The sequence below is a fragment of the Flavobacterium sp. JP2137 genome, assembly GCF_050562195.1.
Taxonomy (GTDB): Bacteria; Bacteroidota; Bacteroidia; order Flavobacteriales; family Flavobacteriaceae; genus Flavobacterium.
Map to the genome: position 1 here is coordinate 467,771 of NZ_CP191647.1, position 18,820 is coordinate 486,590.

The 18,820-nt window shown below is 45.4% G+C and carries 14 protein-coding genes; 10 read left to right on the forward strand and 4 right to left on the reverse strand.

Annotated features, from left to right (window positions below):
- Positions 1-20: 20 nt before the first annotated feature.
- A complete protein-coding gene (locus ACQZ43_RS02070) occupies positions 21-1,889 on the reverse strand; it encodes a TonB-dependent receptor plug domain-containing protein (protein ID WP_430614187.1) in 1,869 nt (622 codons plus the stop codon).
- A 501-nt stretch (positions 1,890-2,390) separates the two neighbouring features.
- On the opposite strand from ACQZ43_RS02070, the gene ACQZ43_RS02075 reads away from it, so the two are divergent.
- Entirely contained in the window at positions 2,391-3,971 is a 1,581-nt protein-coding gene (locus tag ACQZ43_RS02075; RefSeq protein WP_430614188.1) for a L,D-transpeptidase family protein, read from the forward strand.
- Positions 3,972-4,074: 103 nt separating this feature from the next.
- On the opposite strand, the gene ACQZ43_RS02080 is transcribed toward ACQZ43_RS02075, so the two are convergent.
- A complete protein-coding gene (locus ACQZ43_RS02080) occupies positions 4,075-4,821 on the reverse strand; it encodes a murein L,D-transpeptidase catalytic domain family protein (RefSeq protein WP_430614189.1) in 747 nt (248 codons plus the stop codon).
- 166 nt (positions 4,822-4,987) lie between these two features.
- On the opposite strand from ACQZ43_RS02080, the gene gpmI reads away from it, so the two are divergent.
- Positions 4,988-6,514 carry a 2,3-bisphosphoglycerate-independent phosphoglycerate mutase gene (gene gpmI, locus ACQZ43_RS02085; RefSeq protein WP_430614190.1) on the forward strand — a complete coding sequence of 509 codons (1,527 nt, stop codon included), beginning with the start codon at positions 4,988-4,990 and terminating at the stop codon, positions 6,512-6,514.
- A 53-nt stretch (positions 6,515-6,567) separates the two neighbouring features.
- Here the strand turns inward: gpmI and ACQZ43_RS02090 are convergent, their stop codons facing one another.
- The gene (locus tag ACQZ43_RS02090) at positions 6,568-7,833 is read right to left on the reverse strand and encodes an acetyl-CoA hydrolase/transferase family protein (protein ID WP_430614191.1); all 1,266 of its coding nucleotides are present in this window, start codon (positions 7,831-7,833) and stop codon (positions 6,568-6,570) included.
- Positions 7,834-8,153: 320 nt separating this feature from the next.
- Here ACQZ43_RS02090 and map point away from each other — a divergent pair, with 320 nt between their 5' ends.
- From map to ACQZ43_RS02125, 7 genes are all read left to right on the forward strand, one after another.
- Complete coding sequence (gene map, locus ACQZ43_RS02095) at positions 8,154-8,972, forward strand: type I methionyl aminopeptidase (protein WP_430614192.1); 819 nt, start codon at positions 8,154-8,156, stop codon at positions 8,970-8,972.
- Between the two features lie 7 nt (positions 8,973-8,979).
- The gene (locus tag ACQZ43_RS02100; RefSeq protein ID WP_430614194.1) at positions 8,980-9,750 is read left to right on the forward strand and encodes a class I SAM-dependent methyltransferase; all 771 of its coding nucleotides are present in this window, start codon (positions 8,980-8,982) and stop codon (positions 9,748-9,750) included.
- Positions 9,751-9,847: 97 nt separating this feature from the next.
- Positions 9,848-11,101 carry a DUF5103 domain-containing protein gene (locus ACQZ43_RS02105; protein ID WP_430614195.1) on the forward strand — a complete coding sequence of 418 codons (1,254 nt, stop codon included), beginning with the start codon at positions 9,848-9,850 and terminating at the stop codon, positions 11,099-11,101.
- Between the two features lie 70 nt (positions 11,102-11,171).
- Complete coding sequence (apaG, locus tag ACQZ43_RS02110; protein ID WP_430614196.1) at positions 11,172-11,558, forward strand: Co2+/Mg2+ efflux protein ApaG; 387 nt, start codon at positions 11,172-11,174, stop codon at positions 11,556-11,558.
- A 112-nt stretch (positions 11,559-11,670) separates the two neighbouring features.
- Complete coding sequence (pruA, locus tag ACQZ43_RS02115) at positions 11,671-13,296, forward strand: L-glutamate gamma-semialdehyde dehydrogenase (RefSeq protein ID WP_430614197.1); 1,626 nt, start codon at positions 11,671-11,673, stop codon at positions 13,294-13,296.
- A 333-nt stretch (positions 13,297-13,629) separates the two neighbouring features.
- Entirely contained in the window at positions 13,630-15,225 is a 1,596-nt protein-coding gene (locus ACQZ43_RS02120) for a BCCT family transporter (RefSeq protein WP_430614198.1), read from the forward strand.
- Complete coding sequence (locus tag ACQZ43_RS02125; RefSeq protein ID WP_430614199.1) at positions 15,225-16,094, forward strand: universal stress protein; 870 nt, start codon at positions 15,225-15,227, stop codon at positions 16,092-16,094. Before ACQZ43_RS02120 ends, ACQZ43_RS02125 begins: the two co-directional genes overlap by 1 nt.
- Positions 16,095-16,833: 739 nt before the next feature.
- Here the strand turns inward: ACQZ43_RS02125 and rsmG are convergent.
- Positions 16,834-17,463, reverse strand: a complete 630-nt coding sequence (rsmG, locus tag ACQZ43_RS02130) for a 16S rRNA (guanine(527)-N(7))-methyltransferase RsmG (RefSeq protein WP_430614200.1) — start codon at positions 17,461-17,463, stop codon at positions 16,834-16,836.
- Positions 17,464-17,575: 112 nt separating this feature from the next.
- Here rsmG and ACQZ43_RS02135 point away from each other — a divergent pair, with 112 nt between their 5' ends.
- On the forward strand, positions 17,576-18,769 hold the full coding sequence (locus ACQZ43_RS02135; protein WP_430614201.1) for a pyridoxal phosphate-dependent aminotransferase: 1,194 nt from the start codon (positions 17,576-17,578) through the stop codon (positions 18,767-18,769).
- Positions 18,770-18,820: the final 51 nt, after the last annotated feature.

Below are 18,820 nucleotides of genomic sequence, written 5' to 3' on the forward strand. Positions count from 1 at the left end.
CAGCGGGGCACGCCCAAAAACTACATCGCATTAAATTTTACGCCCACCGTAAACCAACGTCCCGGCATGGGTACCGCACCGGCTTCGACATAGGTGTGATTGAAGATGTTTTGTGCATCGAGGTAGAAGCTGTATTTGGACAGCTCGTAGCCCAGCCGCGCATCGGTGAGGAAATAACTCTTATAGGACAGTCGTTCGTTATAGCGATTGGTCCACATGGCCGACCACTTTTTGTGGCGGTAATTCACCGTAGTTACCACTTGGTGTTTAAAGCTCTCCACGGTGTATTTGGAAAGGCCTGCCGGATCGTCAATTTCGGGCGAAAGGTAGGTATATGCCAATCCGAAATCCCAAACGCCACGGGGTAGATTCCAGCGGTATTTAGCAGCCGTATTCATACCGATAGTCCTGTTGGAGGCGGCATTGTCCGTTTGCCACGGTTGGGTTTCATCGCTGCGTACCCAATCGATAAATTGATCGATATCCCGGTAAAACACAAAGGCATTGGCGCTAAAATGATCGGTTTTAAATCGCACACCCCCTTCGATTTGATAAGCGGATTCCGGCTTTAAATGCGGGTTGCCCAAATTGGGTTTTTGATTGAGGTATAAATCGGTAAACGAGGGTATGCGCTGACTGCTGCCCACGCTAAAAAGGGCTTGCCACTGATCGGACATCCGATAGCTGGCATCGACTCCAGGAAAAACCTGCCAACCGTAAAAGGAATTGTAATTGGCATAGGCTCCGGCATTGACGTCTAAGCGGTTGAAAAACTCGCGCTTGAACTCGGCAAACAAACCGTAATTCGAACGATTATGCGCGCCGATATTGCTGGAATTAATCTCTTCATAACGCCATTCGACTCCCGTGGAAAGCACCCCGTAATCCGTGCGATAATGCGCTTTGACATCGGTGGTTAAGGCATTGGAATAATGTTGGCTACGCGCCTTGGAGAGGTCGTTTCTATAAAAGCGGTAATCGTCATAATTGTATCGGTAAGCGATGCTTGGCGCCACGGTAAAGGCCTCGGAAAGCAAGTGCTTGGAACTCAACGACAGCAAATAGGTATTGATGATTTCCTTGGCTTCTTTGTCGATCGGTGCGGCATAAAAGCCGTTGGCACCAAAAGAGCTGCGCACCAATCCGCCTAGCACCATTAAATTATTGCGGTCGTTGGCCTGTATATTGCCCTGATAAAAGAGTTTGCTGTTGTGAAAATCCGTGTTGTAGCGGTAGCCATTTCCCGATTCCTGGCTTCCAAAAAACAAGTGGTTGTGTTTTTTTTCTACCCAGCTCCCGCCGAGCTGAACTCCTCGACCGTTAAACCATTCGTCGTGACCCGTTTCGCTGTCTTTTTCAAAACTACTCCCCCCATAGATATGGGCAAACAAACCGTCTTTGTGCGGATTCTTGGTTACGATATTCACGACACCGGTGAGGCTGTTTACGCCGTATAAACGGGCAGAAGGTCCGCGCACCACTTCGATGCGTTCAATGGCTTCTATCGGAACGGGTATGTTTAAACTGTTGTGTCCGGTTTGGGGGTCACTGATTTTTTGACCGTTTAACAACACCAGATTTTGCTCAAAACTGCCGCCGTCGATACTCAGATCGGCTTGGGTGCCAAAGGGACCGCGCTGGCGGATATCCACTCCAGACACATAGGCCAGCAATTCATTGACCGAACGCACGGGCAACTGTTTAATCTGGGCTTTGTCCAAAATTTGAAGGTTTCTATTTTTTGTGGAACTCGGCAGCTGTAAACGGGTTTCGTAAATGACGATTTCCGAAATGGGAGCGGATTTATCGTCGGTTAAATTTGGTTTTTCTTGGGCATAACCCCAAAAAGCCGCCAACAAAGTGCTTGCTAAAATAGATTTCTTTTGCATGAATTAAAAAATTGGATGTGCAAAACTACACGATTCCAAACAGCTAACAAAGCCTATAGCCGATTTTACTAAAACGACCCTATACTACCGCCGGCATTCACAGGCCTTCTAAGCTCCTATTAGCCCGGTTCCCCTTGACTTTAGCACGACGAGAGAAAATGCCGTCCAAACTAAAAAAACACACGAAATAAACACCAAATACCGCCATACACTATAAATACACAGGCATTCAAATAAAATCACCGCCAATTTTGCATTTTATTCACAAAACCGAGCAGGTTGTTTTTCTTTTCAGTAATTTCGTTCTTTTAAAAGTGAATACGCAAAAACAAGTAACATTTAACAAAACATCTCTTAACAAACAGCCTATAATTCATTTTTTTTAATTATTTTAGATAAAAGAAGCTGCGGTAAGGCGCGGGCTAAGCGGGCGGATACGGTGGTGTAATTACACGGGAAAACGCTGCCGCAATCGATTAAAAAAACAAAAACCATCCATCTATGAAATACTTTAGCATACTTAGTTTGATCTGTTTAGGGTTGATCAGTTGTCAAAAAACCAAGCATCCGGTGAGTGTGGTGATCAACGACACCATAGCGCTGTCTCCAATAGACGCCGTTTCGGCTATAGCCTTTGACAGTTTGCTGCTCAAAGACAAATCGGCCGAGCTTCAACGATTTTACCGATACAATCAGTTTAAAACCGTTTGGGCTGAGGAATCCAACCGAAAAGCGCTGATTGAATCGATTGAAAAGATACACGAAGACGGGTTGACGGATCGTCCTTATGACCTGGCACGGCTAAAGCAAAACAACGACGGTTACATCAAGATTGCCGATGTGGAAAAAATCCATACGGATTTGATGTTTTCCGAGAGCTTCTTTAAGCTGTCCAACGATTTGTACAACGGTCGTTTGGACCCGAAAAAACTCTATACCGATTGGGATTTAGACCCGAAGAAAATCAATACGGGCGCCACGATGCACGTGGCCTTGGAAAACAATGCCATTGCGCAATCGCTGGACAGTTTACGGCCGAAAAATGCCATTTACAACGGCTTGCGCGCGGCCTTGAGCAGGCTGCGCGAATTGCCAGACGAGACCTTTGACGAATTTGGAACGGGCAGAAAGATCAAGCGCAACGATTCCCTACCGGAAATTGTCGAATTAAAGAAACGCCTGATCTACTGGGGCGATTTAAAACCCGAGGAGCACAGTGCGCGATTTAACGCGGAAACCGAAGCGGGTCTCAAGCGCTTTCAAGGCAGAAATGGCTTGGATGAAACCGGCTTGCTCGACAAGGAAACCGTATCGACTTTAAACCAGACCAAAGCGCAAAAGATCAGCCAAATCTTGGCAAACCTCGAGCGATGGAGGTGGTATCCCAGAGATTTGGGTACGGACTATGTGTTGGTCAACATTCCCGATTACAGCCTAGTGGCGGTTTCCAATGGCGACACCATACAGCGACACAAAGTAATCGTAGGCAAGCCGGCGCGTAAAACCCCGATTTTATCCTCCAAATTTAGCGGCTTGGTCATCAACCCAACGTGGACGGTACCACCGACGATTTTAAAAAACGACTTAACGCCTGCTGCAACCAAAAACAGGGGGTATTTTGCCAGTCGAGGATTTACTATTTACGACAATAAAGGTCAGGTAGTCAGCGCGCAGGATTGGAATCCAGAAAGGGCTTCGAGCTATCGTTATGTGCAAAAACCGGGGAATTCCAATTCGCTGGGGCGCATTAAATTTGACTTTAAAAACAACCACATGGTGTATTTACACGACACCAATAACACCAACAACTTCAACAAAGACGACCGCGATTTGAGTTCGGGCTGCATTCGCGTGCAAAACCCGTTTGACTTGGCCGACTATATCTTAAAAACGGAAAAGAATCCCTACACCAAAGCCAAAATTGAGGCGATGTTGAAAACGGAAAAAACGCAGGGCATTCCCCTGAAAAAAAGCGTCCAAATTCATCAATTCTACTGGACGGCATGGAATTCCAAAGAAGGCATTCAATTTCGCACCGACATCTACCATTTAGACGACGATTTAGCCGCGAAACTCCTTTGATAATCGCCGCGTTTAAGCGTTGCCACGACAACAAAAAAACCACCCGAGACCGGGTGGTTTTTTTGTTTAAAGGCCTACGACCTCGATATGATTCACTGGGTTGTTAGGCCAGGAAAGATGATTTTTTAAGGTAATCCTGATTGGGATAATAGATAAACAAACACGACTCTTCCTTGATCATATTGATGATTTCCGTTCTCAATTCCAGGGGAACTGCTGGGCAACCCAGGCTTCGACCCAATCGACCTTGTCTTTTGGCCAAGTGTTCCGAGGCGTAATCCGCTCCGTGAATCACTACAGCCCTGTTGCGCGCGTTGTCGTTAAACCCCTTGTCTAATCCGTCCAAACGCAGCGAAAAACCGTGTTTGCCGGTATAGGATTCACCGGTTTTATAAAAGCCAATACTGCTCATAAAGGAATTGGTGGTATTGGAAAATTTCTGAGCGAATTCCGACCCGCTATTTCTGCCGTGTGACACCACGGTTTGCAACATCACTTCGTTGGTTACCATATTGATGATCCACATGCGTTTTTGCGTAGACGACAGGCTAAAATCGATAATGGTCAAGACCTCCTTTTTGATCAGCCCTTCTTTTTTCATTTTGGTAAAGCCCTTTAAGGCTTCTTTAAAACTTTCCAGCGATGGGGCGGAAAAAGTTTTGACGTTTAAAGTCTCGTAGGTCGACAGGGCAACCTCGTCAAAAGTGGCCGCTTTATTCGCTAAGTGTTTAACTTCGTTTTTTGTAGTGTTTATTGTGTGTTCACTGTTTTTTAGTTCGTCGGTATCCATCCATTTAAATGCGAATACAACCACCAAAACCAAAGGCAATAGTTTGTAATACATTGTCATTCTCTCCTTTACATTAAATTTTTAAAACGTAAATGTAAAAACAAATTGATACCGAGCACTATAAATAACATAATAATTTGTTTTTTTAACATTCTATTTTTTAATGAAGTATAATTACAGCAGGTTGCGTATTTTTGTATGCATCAACTACTAGACTTCGACAAACATGAATAAAAAAGTGATTTTAATGATCCTCGACGGCTGGGGAAAATCGCCAGATCCAAAGGTTTCTGCCATAGAAAAAGCACATACGCCCTATATCGACAGCTTATATACCCAATATGCGAGTGCCTCGATTTTGACCGACGGCTTAAACGTGGGTTTGCCCGTGGGACAAATGGGAAACTCGGAAGTGGGCCACATGAATTTGGGCGCTGGGCGCATAGTATACCAGGATTTAGTCAAGATTAACCTGGCGGTAGAAAGCGGAAGCATAGCCCAAGAACCCGCGCTTCAGGCCGCTTTTAACTATGCGAAGACCCACCAAAAAAAGCTGCATTTGCTCGGTTTGGTTTCCGATGGCGGGGTACACTCACACGAAAAGCACTTATACGGCTTGCTCGATGCCGCTAATCAAGCGGGTTTAACAGACGTATACGTACACGCCTTTACCGATGGTAGAGATGTGGATCCCAAATCGGGTGCCCATCACATTGCTGAATTGCTGCGTCAGATGGAGCAAACCACCGGTCAACTGGCCTCGGTAATCGGACGTTATTACGCCATGGATCGCGATCAGCGGTGGGAACGGGTAAAAAAAGCCTACGACCTCCTGACACGAGGCATTGGAATGCCGTGTAAAAACGCGGTTTTAAGCATACAAGACAGCTACGCCAACGCGGTAACCGATGAGTTTTTAGAGCCCTTAATCATGACCGATGCCCACGACCGACCTGTAGCGACGATACAGGACGACGATGTGGTGGTGTTTTTTAACTTTAGAACCGACCGCGGCAGGGAATTGACCAGTGTGCTTTCCCAACAGGATTACAAGGCTTTTGGCATGACCAAATTGCCCCTGTACTTCGTTACCCTAACCAATTACGACGACAGTTTTAAAAACATACACGTGGTTTACGACAAGGACAACCTGACGGAAACCCTGGGCGAGATTTTGGAGCGCCACCACAAAAAACAACTGCGCATAGCCGAGACGGAAAAATACCCGCACGTTACTTTTTTCTTCTCCGGCGGCAGGGAAACCCCTTTTGTAGGCGAGCAACGCCTATTGTGTCCTTCGCCCAAAGTAGCGACCTACGACTTGCAGCCCGAGATGAGTGCTTTTGACCTCAAAAACGCGCTGATCCCAGAATTGGATAAAGGAGAGGTCGATTTTGTGTGTCTGAATTTCGCCAATGGCGATATGGTGGGACATACGGGAATTATGGAAGCGGCAATCAAGGCCTGCGAAGCGGTGGACCAATGCGTGCAAGGCGTCGTGGAAGCGGCGCTTAAAAACCACTATACCACCATTATACTCGCCGATCACGGAAATTGCGAAACCATGTACAATGCCGATGGAAGTCCCAATACGGCCCATACCACCAATCCCGTTCCCATTATCGTGGTCGATCCAGACATCAAACACATCCGTGACGGTATTTTGGGCGATTTGGCTCCGACGATTTTGGACTTGATGGGATTGGAACAACCCGCCGTAATGACCAGACATTCTTTGTTGCGTCCGCATTGAGCATCCAACTAGCCTGTAACCATAAAAAAAACCAGCTGAAAAGCTGGTTTTTTTTATTTGACCTGATCGCAATAAGCCTTCAATACGGCCTCCCTATGGTCGGGATGCGCAATTTCTGCCATGGCGTGCACCCTTTGCAACAGGGTTTTTCCGTATAAGTCGGCAATTCCGTATTCGGTCACCACATATTGTATATGTGCCCGAGTGGTCACCACACCGGCACCTTGTTTTAAAAACGGTACAATTTTATTCTCCCCTTTAGCCGTAACCGATGGCAGAGCGATTATCGCCTTTCCCCCATCGCTTAACGAAGCGCCTCGGATAAAATCCATTTGGCCTCCTACCCCGGAATACATTCGGGAACCGATGGAATCCGCACAAACCTGTCCGGTGACATCGACTTCGATCGCCGAATTGATGGCCACCATCTTGGGATTTCTCCGAATCACTGCGGTATCATTGACATAGGAAACCTCTTTCATCTCGATAAAGGGATTGTTGTCGACAAAGCGATACAAGCGCTCCGATCCGATTAAAAATGTCGATACCACCCGACCTTTGATAACGCCTTTGTTTTCGCAGTTAATCACCCCGTTTTCAATGAGGTCAATCACCCCGTCTGAAAACATTTCGGTGTGCAAGCCCAGTCCTTGGTGATGGGTGAGTTTAGACAATACCGCATTGGGTATGGAGCCGATGCCCATTTGCAGGGTGCTCTTATCCTCGATCAGTCCGGCAACATGGGTTCCGATGCGGTTTTCGATTTCGCTAATCGGCGCTGTGGCTGAGGCAAAAATGGGCGTATCGTGCACCACGCCAAAATCGATTTTGGAACTGTGTATCACGCCATCGCCAAAGGTGCGCGGCATTAGGGCATTGACTTGCGCAATGACGATTTTGGCGGTTTCGACAGCGGCCATAGTGGCTTCTACAGAGACCCCCAAGGAGCAGTAACCGTGTAAATCCGGTGGCGAAACCTGTATAAACACCACGTCTAGCGGTAGTATACCCTTTCTAAAAAGGCGTGGAATTTCACTTAAAAACACCGGCGTATAGGAACCGTTGCCCGCCGCTATGGTATGCCGCACATTTTTGCCTATAAAAAAGGAATTGACGTGAAAACTGGCCGCGTGCTTGGGATCGGCATAGGGCGCCGCTCCTTCGGTGTGTATGTGGCAAATCTCTACTGCGCGCAATTCATCGGCTCTATCGGTCAATGCTTGCGTTAAAATTACGGGTGTCGCCGCCGCGGCGTGTACATAAACTCGATTTCCAGAGCGTACGACTTGTACGGCTTCGGCAGCTGTTACATATTTCATAAATCTTCTCTATTTGTTTTTTTACGGTTTTATCGAATCGCGCTGCAGCAATTGCAGTGAATCGCACACTGTGCTCCGGGCGACGACATGGATTTTCTGTTTGTTCTTGTGGTTAATCGACCCGGCAGCCCGCTTTTGCGCTGGAAGCGAATCCGCTTGCGCTGCGCTTGCAAACAGTAAAATAGGCTTGGCACTAGCCCGACGACCTCTAACAAAGATACTGAATAATCAAAACATAACTTCCATCTAAAAACAGTTGATCGAGAACATTTTCAGTTCACGCTAAAAGTTGTACTTTTGCGCTAAGAAAAATTTTCGATATGATTATTATAAAGACTCCAGAAGAGATTGAGTTGATGCGTCAAAGTGCTTTAATCGTTTCCAAGACCCTTGGAATGTTGGCTACAGAACTTAAACCCGGCGTAACGACTCTAGAGTTAGATAAAATGGCCGAGGCCTATATCCGCGATCACGGTGCAATACCGGGATTTTTAGGGTTATACGACTGTCCTTCTACCTTATTAACCAGTGTCAATGAGCAAATAGTTCACGGACTACCGACCAATCGCCCCATAGAAGAAGGAGACATTGTCTCTGTAGATTGCGGTGCGATTATGAATGGTTTTTACGGCGATCACGCCTATACTTTTGAAATTGGCGAAGTAGCTCCGGAGGTTAAAAAACTATTGCAAATCACCAAGGAATCCCTTTATGTCGGCATTCGCGAGTTCCGTATCGGCAACCGTGTTGAAGATGTAGGCAGTGCGATTCAGAGATATACAGAAGCGGAAGGCTATGCCGTTGTACGCGAATTGGTCGGACACGGATTGGGTCGCAAAATGCACGAAGGTCCGGAAATGCCCAACTACGGAAAACGCGGGAAAGGAAAAAAATTCATGGAAGGAATGACCGTTGCCATAGAACCGATGATAAACCTAGGCACAAAAAACATCAAACAACTCAAAGACGGTTGGACGATTGTCACTAGAGATGGCAAGCCCAGCGCCCACTTCGAGCACGATGTAGCCCTAGTAAATGGCAAGCCGGAATTGTTGTCTACCTTTGCTTATATCTACCAAGCTTTGGGCATTGTCAGCAACGAAGAAGACGAGTTTAGAGCCGTTCCCTTAGTTCTGTAAATCGCCGATGAAACGCCTTTTTAAGAGCCTATTGAATACCGTACCTCGACCGATTTTAATTCGGTTGAGTTATGTTATTCGTCCCCTATTAGCCCTATACCTCAAGGGCAATCGCTTTACCGACCCCATAGACGGGAAGGGGTTTCGCAGCTTTTTGCCCTACGGCTACGCACAGCAGCGCCCCAATGTTTTATCGCCCAGCACCCTGTCCTTAGAAAGGCATCGACTGCTGTGGCTTTTTTTACAGCGGGAAACCGACTTTTTTAGCGCGCCTAAAAAAGTGCTGCACTTTGCGCCCGAGCAGGCCTTTTACCAGCGCTTCCGCAAACAAGCCAACTTGGACTACACCACTACCGACTTGGAGTCGCCTCTGGCAGATGTTAAGGCCGATATTTGCCAGCTGCCCTTTGCCGACAATTGCTTCGATGTGATACTGTGCAACCACGTATTGGAACACATTCCAGACGACACCCAAGCCATGCGCGAGCTGTATCGCGTACTGCGTCCCGGTGGTATGGGAATTTTTCAAATTCCACAAGACCTCCAACGCGCCACCACTTTTGAAGACAACAGCATCACCGACCGTGCCGAACGCGCCCGGGTATTTGGACAGTACGATCACGTTCGCATTTACGGCCGCGATTATTTCGACAAACTGCGTACGATCGGATTCGAGGTCCGCGAAGTCGACTATACCGCCCAATTGACCGCCGAAGAAATCGAACGCTTTTGCCTGGCTCCAGGAGAAATAATTCCACTTTGTACAAAACCCTTATAATTTATTGCTAATAAATTACTTTACAGGGCTTTTCTGTTTTTGAATCGCAACATTTAGTCTATATTTGTGTTTATTATCTGCTTTAAACCAAGGCTCTATGTTATATTCCAAAATAAAATTTACCCTATTAGCCCTCTTCGTTTTTGTCGTACACGCTTTGGGGCAAAACAACATTCAGGAAAAAACAGCCAACTACATCAAGTCGGCTGCATTTATGGCCAACAATCAGGCGGTGGTTCCCTTTTTTAAACTGGGTGCTGCAATAAATTTTGACTTTGACGATTTGCTCGCCGGCGAATCCGACTACTACTACAACGTTACCCAATACAATTACGACTGGACGCCTACGCGCTTGAGTAAAATCGATTATATAGACGGCATGGACAATCAGCGCATCGCCAATTATTCCAATTCCTTCAACACCCTTCAACTCTATTCGCACTACAATTTACAACTGACCCATTCCAAATACCGGATCCTCAAAAGCGGGAACTACGTATTGGAAATCAGCAACCGCTCGGACGAGGTGGTTATCCGCAGGAAGTTTATCGTCTATGAAAACTTGGTCAACGTACCGGTACAGATCAAAAGATCTCGCGACATCGGCACCATTACCGCCAAGCAAAACGTGGAGTTCACCATTAAACTCGGGGAGCAAACCTTTCAGAATCCGGCACAGAACATCCGCGTCAGCCTGTTTCAGAACGCCCAATGGGCCTCTTCGATTTCCAAGGTAAAACCGCAGTACACCATCGGCAACGACCTGATTTACAAATACAATAAGGAAACCCAGTTTTGGGGGGGCAATGAGTTTCTCAATTTCGACAATAAAGACATTCGCGCCACGACCAACGCCATTGGAGAAGTGACCGCAGGCGAAATTTACAACACCCACCTCTATCCCAACCTCGACCGCTCCAACAAGACCTATACTTTTTTCCCCGATCTCAACGGCAGTTTTTACCCCCGCAATATCAACCGAGAAAACGCGGCGATTGAAGCGGATTACACCTGGGTATACTTCACGCTCATCACACCGGAAACCCTCGATAAAAGACAGTTTTACATTACGGGTATGTTTAACAACTACGAGTGTACAGCGGATAATTTAATGGTGTATAACCCCGAGGTAAAAGCATATGAAAAAGCGCTGTTGATCAAGCAGGGCTTTACCAATTTTCAATATACGGCGGTGAAGAATCAACGCGTCGATTTTGAAAATCCCATAGACGGAAATTTTGCCGAGACCGAAAACCAATACCAGGTAATGGTCTACTATCGCGGTAACAACGATTTATATGATCGGGTAATCGGAATGGGCGAAGCGAATTCCGAACATATAATATATTAATTTTTTAATTGTCTCGTAATTAATTATTTACTATTTTTGAAAAGTTCTACTTTTTTCAAAATCGACAAATATGGTTTCTCAAATAACAAAAGGAATTAAAATTTCGGTGAAGACGGATTTTGAAGGCACCTATTTCAAAAACCACAAGATTCACTTCGCTTTCAGCTACGAAATCACCATCGAAAACCAAAGCAAAGATTCGGTGCAGTTGCACTCGCGCCATTGGGAAATTTTCGATGCCTTAAACGATATGGAAAAAGTGGATGGCGAGGGCGTTATCGGGAAGAAACCGGTTTTAAAACCCGGTGAATCGCACCGCTATTCCTCGGGTTGTTTATTGACCTCACCCTTTGGCGCGATGCGCGGATTTTACGGTATGATCAATTTTGCCACCTCCCGTTCCTTTAAAGTTTACATCCCCACTTTCCGTTTAAGTGCCCCATTTGCACTGAATTAAAGCAGCCCACCCACCTATTGTTTTGGTATTTTACCGCAGAATAACGGCCGCTTTAAGTTAAAAACCGTACCTTTGTACTCTACATTATTCATACTATTAAATATATTATCATATGCCTAAAGGAATTTATAATGTTCCAAAAGCATTTAACGAACCCGTTAAATCATACGCTCCAGGAACTAAAGAAAGAGAAGCTGTTTTAGAATCATTCACGGAACAGTACAACCAACAAGTAGATATTCCTCTATTTATTGGAAGTGAACAAATCAAAACGGGCAAAACCAAAACACTTCATCCCCCCTTCGATCATAAGCACCTTTTAGGTCATTACCACTTAGCGGAGAAGAGCCATGTAGAGCAAGCGATTTCTACCGCCTTGGAAGCGCGTAAAAACTGGTCTGAAATGCCGTGGGAACACCGTGCTTCTATCTTCTTAAAAGCTGCGGAATTACTCGCGGGTCCATACCGTGCAAAGATCAATGCAGCCACGATGATTGCGCAGGCAAAAACCATGCACCAAGCAGAGATTGACGCCGCTTGTGAGTTTATCGATTTCTTGCGTTTTAACGTGGAATTTATGACGCAAATCTATTCGGAACAACCCACTTCAACCGATGGGGTATGGAACCGCTTAGAGCACCGTCCGCTAGAGGGATTCGTATATGCAATTACTCCATTCAACTTCACGGCCATTTCCGGTAACCTACCCGCTTCTGTAGCGATGATGGGTAACGTAGTGGTGTGGAAACCCAGTGCAACTCAAATCTTCTCGGCTAATGTCATCGTAGAGGTTTTCAAAAAAGCCGGTCTTCCAGACGGTGTTATCAACGTGATTTACGGAGATTCTGCCATGATTACCGACACCCTACTCGCTAGCCCGGATTTTGCAGGCATACACTTTACCGGTTCTACGGCTGTTTTCAACAGCATGTGGACCAAAATTGGACAAAACATCAACAACTATAAAACATATCCGAGAATCGTTGGAGAAACCGGTGGAAAAGACTTCGTTGTCGCCCACCCTTCATCCGACCCGATCGAAGTAGCGGTAGCTTTAACCAGAGGTTCTTTTGAATACCAAGGACAAAAGTGTTCTGCCGCATCTAGAGCCTATATTCCCGCGTCTCTTTGGGGTGCAGTAAAGGAAAAAATGACGCAGGATTTAGCGACAATCAAAATGGGAACGCCGCAAGACCCAACGAATTTTGTGTCTTCCGTAATTTCCGAAAGCTCTTTCGACAAATTGGCTTCCTTTATCGAGCAAGCGAAGAAAGACAGCGATGCCGAAGTTATCTTAGGTGGAAAATACGACAAATCGGTTGGATACTTTATTGAGCCTACGGTAATCTTGACGACAAATCCACACTATGAAACTTTAAAAACAGAGCTTTTTGGACCGGTATTGACCATTTACGTATACGAAGATGCGAAATGGGAAGAAACGCTTGCATTGGTAGACAGCACATCGGCTTATGCTTTGACAGGAGCGATTTTCAGTCAAGACCGTTATGCAATTGTTCAGGCGACAAAAGCCTTGAGCAATGCAGCAGGAAACTTCTACATCAACGACAAACCAACCGGTGCCGTAGTAGGGCAACAGCCTTTTGGCGGTGCACGTGCTTCGGGAACCAATGACAAAGCAGGATCGATTTTAAACCTGATCCGTTGGGTGTCTCCGCGAACAATCAAAGAGACCTTTATTCCGGCAACCGATTATAAATACCCGTTTTTAGGGTAAACTTTTCCTTAACAGCTAGTTCGACGAACTAGCTGTTATCTTTTATCAATCATTCAGACTCTATTGATTATTTAGCGTCGATTTTACACCGCCTTAGATACCTAATGTTTGTTTCCAACAAACGCCCCATTAAGGCGTATCCACCAATTATTCAGTACTTTTTTATCACCACAGTATGATTCATAGTTGTAGTGTAAAAAGCTATTTTATTTATTTCTCCTTTTAATTAACATCTATGTGCGCTTTTTTCAGTAATTTACATAAAAAACCACACATAAACCCGAGAAATCAAAAGTACTGGGTTATATCGTTTAATCATTAAAAACATAACTCTTGTTAAAAAAACAACACCTCAAAAAAAGACTGGTGGTCAATCCGCCGGTATTCTATACCACGATTTTACTGATCAGCGTCAGTTTAATCCTCTGCGTGCTATTTTCAACAAGCATCGACCAGTGGTTTGCCCAAACCCAACTATCGATTACACAAAATCTAGGTTGGTTTTTAATCGTTGCTGTCAACGTCATTTTAATTTTCTGTATCTACCTTGCCTTTAGCAAATTTGGAAAAATCCGACTCGGCGGCGAGCAGGCAGAACCCGAATTTACTCGCGCTTCTTGGTTTACCATGCTATTTAGTGCCGGTATGGGTATTGGAATTATGTTTTATAGTGTAGCCGAACCGGTGTCGCATTATAGCGATACCCCTCGCGCTGCCGCCGACTCGGTACAAACCGCCATACAAGCGATGAATTTCACCAGTTTGCACTGGGGATTTCACGCCTGGGCCATCTATGCCATCGTCGGACTCGCCTTGGCGTTCTTCTCCTTTAACCGCAAGTTGCCCATGTCGTTCCGATCGCTATTTTATCCCTTTTGGGGCGAAAAAATTCACGGATGGCGCGGCCACAGCATCGATATACTATCGGCCCTAGCTACCATATTCGGACTATCCACTTCCCTGGGATTGGGAGTTACTCAAATCAGTGCGGGACTCACCTTTTTGTTCGACTGGGAAATTACACCACTGATACAATCGGTAATGATTTTGGGGGTTATTTCCATCTCCACCATATCCGTGGTATCGGGTTTGAACCGCGGTGTTAAACTGTTGAGTTCGGGAAACATGATTCTAGCTTTAATCCTGATGTCGCTGATCTTTTTATTCGGCCCCACCCTGTTTATCATCAAGGGCTATGTGCAGAATACCGGGTCTTATCTGGCCAATTTTATCGATATCAGCACCTGGAACGACACCTTTAGCAATAGCGGATGGCAAAACAAATGGACGATATTTTATTGGGCGTGGTGGATTGCCTGGTCGCCTTTTGTCGGCAGCTTTATCGCCATCATTTCCAAAGGAAGAACCGTTAAGGAATTTATATTAGGGGTTTTGATTATCCCTTCGCTCGTCACCTTGTTGTGGATGAATATCTTTGGCGGAACCGCCTTGCACTTTATACTCGAAGGCGACCTCAGCATGATTTCAGCGGTTAAAGACGATATGTCGACCGCCCTATTCGTGTTTCTGGAAAACTTCCCCTTTACGCAGTTCCTATCGATATTGGCCATTATCCTGATCTTTGTATTCTTTATTACCTCATCGGATTCGGGTTCCTTAGTCGTCAACAGCATTACTTCGGGAAATGCGGAATACACCCCGATTTGGCAACGGATATTTTGGTCGTTCCTACAGGGATTTATCGCCATCGTACTGCTTTGGGGCGGCGGTCTTATCGCCCTGCAAACCGCCGTTATTATCACCGGCATCCCCTTCGCTGTAATTATACTCATCATGTGTTACAGCCTGCACCAAGGACTGCAAGAAGAGTTACAGCGCCAAGACAAGCAACTCAAATCCAAACAAGAGCGCAGTTATAAAGACATTATCTCGGAACTGATTGACGAACAAAATAACAACGATATCTAATGACTATAGACAAAAATAAAAAATTAAGCCTCCTCATCGGTTTGGACTTGTCCAAAATGGACGCTTACCTGATTGAATACGTTAAAATACTCTACAAAATACTGAGTGTAGACAAAATCGTCTTCATACACAACCTCAAGATGGGCGAGCTTCCCAAAGACTTTCTAACGCCGCAAAACACCGAGCGGATTACCCAGCAGCTGCAACAGCGCTTACACGATCAAATTCAAGCGACAGCCCCCGAATACGCCTTTGAAATCTTGGTTAAAATGGAGAATTATTCGGAACTGGCTTTTATGAACCTGTTTAAGAAGGAGACCTTCGACTTGCTGGTACTCGGCAACAAACAAAACTTCGTAGGCAACGGCGGACTGGCACAAAAGCTCATTCGCGTATTGCCTTGCGCCACACTTATGGTGACCGAAACTTACAGAAGCCCGCTTACCACCATCATCGATGCGATTGACTTTTCAAAATACACCACGGCTATCATGGGTTGGGCAGATCGTTTTAAAAACAATTCTAAGGGACAGCAAATCAATCATTCGGCCGTATATATCTCCAAATTCAATTGGGCCTTTTTACCGACGATCACCGCAAAGGGCATACAAGAAGCCACCGATTTAGACATCGCCAAAAGACAGCAAAGCTGGAATGAAAAATACGCCAACTATTCCGATATTCAAATTATCGCAGCAGGCGAAAAAAGCGTTCCCACCACCCTGCTCGAACAGAGCGAACGTCTGAATGCCAATATCATGATACTCGGCGTTAAGGGAAGAACCGGATTTAAAGATCTGTTTTTGGGCAGTGTCGCCAATGATATTTTACAAAGACCAACAAATACTTGTTTGCTCTTTGTCAAATAAGCAAACCGTATTTCAATAACTTTAAAGTGGTTTTACCTTGGGTAAAACCACTTTTTTGTTTAACTCACAGTTAGCGCGCGAGTCTTCTCACCAGTTAGCGCGCGAGTCCTCTCGCGCGCCTTACATTAATCACAAAAAAAACCAGTTAGCTCGCGAGTCCTCTCGCGTGCCTTACATTAATCTCAAAAAAACCAGTTAGCGTGCGAGTCCTCTCGGGTGCCTTACGCCTTACATTAATCTCAAAAAAACCAGTTAGCGTGCGAGTCCTCTCGCGTGCCTTACGCCTTACATTAATCACAAAAAAACTAGTTAGCTCGCGAGTCCTCTCGCGTGTCTTACATTAATCACAAAAAAAACCAGTTAGCGTGCGAGTCCTCTCGCGTGCCTTACGCCTTACATTAATCTCAAAAACCGTTAGCTCGCGAGTCCTCTCGCGTGCCTTACGCCTTACATTAATCTCAAAAAAACCAGTTAGCGTGCGAGTCCTCTCGCGTGCCTTACATTAATCTCAAAAAAAACCAGTTAGCGTGCGAGTCCTCTCGCGTGCCTTACATTAATCTCAAAAAAAACTAGCTACTGCGCGAGTCCTCCCCCAAATCCGTAACTGACTGTTAATAAAAAAGGTAAAGATTTAATAGTCAATTCCTTGCACTCTTGTTATAATCGCGCAAGTCCCGCGTGGTTTGCACGATGATCGGTACCAATAAAAAAATCACCTTGGTCGAGGTGATTTAGTGGATTAACCCTTGTATTTTAGCGGCATATACACCACTTTTTTGGTTTCAAAAAAGGCATCGTCAAAAATATCGGCTAACGGAAATTCCACGGCTCTGGGGAAGTCTTTTAACTCTTCGGTTAAATCGCCTCCTTTGAGATAAAGGATGCCGTTGTCCAAATCGTGCAGATTGTCTTTTTTGGTTTTATAGCGAATCCAACCGGCGAAATCCGGCATATTGGTTACGGCGCGACTCACGATAAAATCGAATTTCTCCTCGACCAATTCGGCCCGTTTTTGTTCGGCTTTTACGTTTTTAAGTCCCAAAGCAGTAGCAACCTCATTGACCACTCTAATTTTTTTGGCGATGACATCGATCAGATAAAAATGGGTTTCCGGAAATAAAATTGCCAGGGGAATACCTGGAAATCCCCCACCGGTGCCCACGTCCAAAATATTCGAACCCGGCAAAAAGCGCATGACCTTGGCAATGCCCAGAGAATGCAAGATGTGTTTGACATACAATTCTTGGATATCCTTTCTGGAAATCACATTGATTTTAGCATTCCAATCGGCGTATAATTCCTCGAGTTGTTCAAACTGACTGCGTTGTTCTGCGGTTAAATCGGGGAAATATTTTAAGATCTCATCCATGGTAAAAAATTTTAGCAAAAGTACGCATTTTAGCACGTAAAAAGTTTTATTCCCCTCTATTATCTCCTAGATAATAATTACCTTTGATGGTCATTACTAATTTTAATTCCCAATGAGCACGAATTTATTATCCGATAGAATAAACAGCTTATCTACTTCCCAGACATTGGCGATGGCTGCAAAAGCCCGAGAGCTCAAAGCACAGGGCATTGACATCATCAGTTTGAGTTTGGGCGAGCCCGATTTCAACACGCCAGAATTCATCAAGGAAGCCGCTATAGCGGCCATTCACGATAATTACAGCAAGTATCCACCCGTGGACGGCTATGTTGACCTCAAGGAAGCCATCTGTCTAAAGTTCAAAAGAGATAATAAACTGGTGTATACGCCCAGCCAAATTGTGGTTTCCACCGGTGCCAAACAATCGTTGTACAACATCGGTCAGGTGATGATTAACCCGGGAGATGAGGTTATTTTACCGGCTCCATTTTGGGTGAGTTATTCCGAAATCATCAAAATGTCTGGTGGGATACCGGTAGAGGTACCGACTTCGATCGACACCGATTTTAAAATGACCCCACAACAACTCCAAGCAGCCATTACCGACAAAACCAAAATGATGTGGTTTAGCTCTCCGTGTAACCCGAGCGGATCGGTTTACAGCGAAGCAGAGTTAACGGCTTTAGTGGCGGTATTGGAACAGCATCCCCAAATTTTTGTCGTGGCTGATGAGATTTATGAGCACATTAATTTTTCCGATAAGCATTGCAGCATTGCCGCTATAGGCAATATGATTGAACGCACCATAACGGTCAATGGGGTGGCGAAAGCCTTTGCGATGACGGGTTGGAGAATAGGATATATTGGAGCACCGGAATTCATAGCCAAGGCCTGCACCAAAATGCAAGGACAGGTAACCAGTGGTGCCAACAGCATTGCACAGCGCGCAACGATTGCCGCTGTTACGGCCGACCCATCGGTATTGAACGAGATGGTTCAAGCCTTTAGAGGTCGCCGCGATTTGGTTGTCGGCTTGCTACAAGATATACCGGGTTTAAAAACAAACATCCCCGAGGGGGCCTTTTACGTATTCCCCGATGTTTCCCATTATTTCGGAAAAACCATACAGGGAATCGAAGTGAAGAACGCCGATGACTTTTCGTTTTTACTGCTCGAAAAGGCACATGTAGCCACAGTGACTGGCGAGGCATTTGGCAATCCTAACTGCATCCGTCTGTCTTATGCCACTAGCGAAGATTTGCTAAAAGAAGCCCTTAAGCGCATCAAAGACACCTTGACAAACTAACTATAAAAACCTCACGCTGTTGAGGTTTTTTTTGAACGATATACCACTACT

Coding starts and splice junctions, on each gene's coding strand:
- ACQZ43_RS02100 (WP_430614194.1), top strand. CDS start 8,980: ATGAAACGCCTTTTTAAGAGCCTATTGAATACCGTACCTCGACCGATT.
- ACQZ43_RS02135 (WP_430614201.1), top strand. CDS start 17,576: ATGAGCACGAATTTATTATCCGATAGAATAAACAGCTTATCTACTTCC.
- ACQZ43_RS02090 (WP_430614191.1), bottom strand. CDS start 7,833: ATGAAATATGTAACAGCTGCCGAAGCCGTACAAGTCGTACGCTCTGGA.
- ACQZ43_RS02105 (WP_430614195.1), top strand. CDS start 9,848: ATGTTATATTCCAAAATAAAATTTACCCTATTAGCCCTCTTCGTTTTT.
- apaG (WP_430614196.1), top strand. CDS start 11,172: ATGGTTTCTCAAATAACAAAAGGAATTAAAATTTCGGTGAAGACGGAT.
- rsmG (WP_430614200.1), bottom strand. CDS start 17,463: ATGGATGAGATCTTAAAATATTTCCCCGATTTAACCGCAGAACAACGC.
- ACQZ43_RS02070 (WP_430614187.1), bottom strand. CDS start 1,889: ATGCAAAAGAAATCTATTTTAGCAAGCACTTTGTTGGCGGCTTTTTGG.
- ACQZ43_RS02080 (WP_430614189.1), bottom strand. CDS start 4,821: ATGACAATGTATTACAAACTATTGCCTTTGGTTTTGGTGGTTGTATTC.
- map (WP_430614192.1), top strand. CDS start 8,154: ATGATTATTATAAAGACTCCAGAAGAGATTGAGTTGATGCGTCAAAGT.
- pruA (WP_430614197.1), top strand. CDS start 11,671: ATGCCTAAAGGAATTTATAATGTTCCAAAAGCATTTAACGAACCCGTT.
- ACQZ43_RS02075 (WP_430614188.1), top strand. CDS start 2,391: ATGAAATACTTTAGCATACTTAGTTTGATCTGTTTAGGGTTGATCAGT.
- gpmI (WP_430614190.1), top strand. CDS start 4,988: ATGAATAAAAAAGTGATTTTAATGATCCTCGACGGCTGGGGAAAATCG.
- ACQZ43_RS02125 (WP_430614199.1), top strand. CDS start 15,225: ATGACTATAGACAAAAATAAAAAATTAAGCCTCCTCATCGGTTTGGAC.